The sequence below is a fragment of the Novosphingobium sp. AP12 genome (assembly GCF_000281975.1).
Classification (GTDB): domain Bacteria; phylum Pseudomonadota; class Alphaproteobacteria; order Sphingomonadales; family Sphingomonadaceae; genus Novosphingobium.
On record NZ_AKKE01000115.1, the window covers coordinates 1 to 1879 of the forward strand.

Genomic DNA, 1879 nt, shown 5'->3' on the forward strand with positions numbered 1-1879 from the left:
GGGGGCGTCCACCCCATCACCCTTCCAGTCGTCAGGCGACGGCAAGCCGGTCCCCGGAACCGGATGACTGCCTTGCAATAATTAACCGGGAAAGCGGACCAGCGGGAGACGCCCCGTTACGGACATTGCAGTGCGGTGACTTTACTGGCAGCAGAAACGGATGGCTGACGCGCTTCAAATCATTGCCACCGATGTCCTGTTTTATCACGACGCGGATGAGCGAGCTTTTTTCGAATGGCTTGATCGCATGTCCTTCGTCCAAGCGTATCGCGGGCAAGTCCGCGATTTGTTTGTAGATTTCAGCCGTTTTCCAACCGATGATGACCTTTGGGAAGTCATTGGGTTCTGTCGGCGGTATGGCATCGACATGACCCAACTCGCCAGGTTTGAAACCGACGAAAACAGTACTTGGATGCGAGACCCGAAGATGGTTTTTCACGCTGAGATTTTTGGTGGTCTTGCGAACACGAACGGCAGCTAGCCACCCAAAATCGCCAGTCTGCGCCATTCCGATTCCGCCCGCAAAGCGGACGTCCGTAACTCGGGCGGCGGTAGCATCTACTTAAAGAGCATTCGACAAATTCGAAGAACGATCAATGGGAGAGGCAAAATCAAAATAACCCAAGACATAAACCACAGCGCTATCGAAAGAAAATCTGCGTGCCGAGGCATAACAAACACGTTTGCAAATCCGCCAGCATACGCGACCCCAAGCAGCAATATAATAATGGATAACGAGCACCAAATTAGTAAGGCCAAATTTGATCGTGCCTTCATCGTCTAGATCCTTTTTTGCCTTTCCTCTTGGCGGGCATTCAACTGCGCACGTTTGGCATGTCAGGCAAACACCATATACCTTCAGCCTAACGCCGAGCATCGCGTCGTCAACGGCCCTTTCCACCCCCACAGACGCGAAAATCCGGACAGGCGGCGACCGCTCCGTTGCGGACGTTCGCGCCGGCATCTAATCTTCCCGATAGCTGACATTTTTCGACGGGCTTATTGTTCGTTATTTCGGGATAAATCATGACAGAACTGACCGAAATCGAACAAGCCGCGACCGAACGAGGCGTGGGCATAATGCTTTTTAGGTGGCTGCCAGCGATAACAGCCATTGGGGCGGCGATTGCTACGATCGTCGTCGCGCTCATTTCCTATAGCGCCTCACGTACCGCGACTGACAAGGATTATGTCGCGCTCGCGATGAATATTCTGTCCGACAAATCTAGCTCAGTGCCTAGCCGCAGGTGGGCAGTTGCGATCGTTTCAAGGCTCTCGCCCGTAGAGATACCTCCGGAGCTAGCCGCTGGCCTTGCTACCGGCCGCTCCGTGTTGCCTTCTGAGCTTGACCCTAACGCAACACGTGAAACGATCATGACCTGCTTCAAGCCAGTGCTGGAGAGCAGCATGGCCAAGCCGGTCCCTGTGCCCGAACTTCCTGAGGGGAAAGACGGCGTGAAGGGTTGGATGATGTTCGCCGTCAAGGACAGCGGACAACTTGAAAAGGCAAACAATCGGATCACTGGGCTTACAGAGGTAATCGATATTTGCGTCCGACGGCCGATGGAAACGAAGCCATAAGAAATGCAAACTTGACCGTATGCTGGCTTGGACTGGATTAGCCGCCAACATGTCGTCATGAACACATGTCTGAATAGGTTATCTGGTCGGCCGAAACCTGCTTGTCCGCTCGCCACCCTTCTTTGCCGTTCACGATCGCAAAAAGCGTTCCCGAGGGCGGAAAGGCAGCTTACGCCCCATAGCGGTCATCGCCGACCGTTGATAAGGTCACGCTATGACAATGCTTTCGCGCATCGGCGCACTCGACATTGCCGAAGCGATTTCTGCCCGGATCGGGTAATTGCTCAGGGGGGTGGCA

Annotated in this window: 2 protein-coding genes; one reads left to right on the forward strand and one right to left on the reverse strand. The window is 54.1% G+C overall.

All coding sequences use genetic code 11. The features are described from left to right. Positions 1–31 precede the first annotated feature (31 nt). A complete protein-coding gene (locus PMI02_RS27205; protein ID WP_157222546.1) occupies positions 32–508 on the reverse strand; it encodes a hypothetical protein in 477 nt (158 codons plus the stop codon). Between the two features lie 518 nt (positions 509–1026). Between PMI02_RS27205 and PMI02_RS15560 the strand changes: the two genes are divergently transcribed. Then, entirely contained in the window at positions 1027–1581 is a 555-nt protein-coding gene (locus PMI02_RS15560; RefSeq protein ID WP_007684531.1) for a hypothetical protein, read from the forward strand. Positions 1582–1879 lie beyond the last annotated feature (298 nt).

What these genes read in the sequence shown, in the direction of transcription:
- PMI02_RS27205 (WP_157222546.1), bottom strand. Translation starts at nt 508, where the DNA reads ATGGCGCAGACTGGCGATTTTGGGTGGCTAGCTGCCGTTCGTGTTCGC.
- PMI02_RS15560 (WP_007684531.1), top strand. Translation starts at nt 1,027, where the DNA reads ATGACAGAACTGACCGAAATCGAACAAGCCGCGACCGAACGAGGCGTG.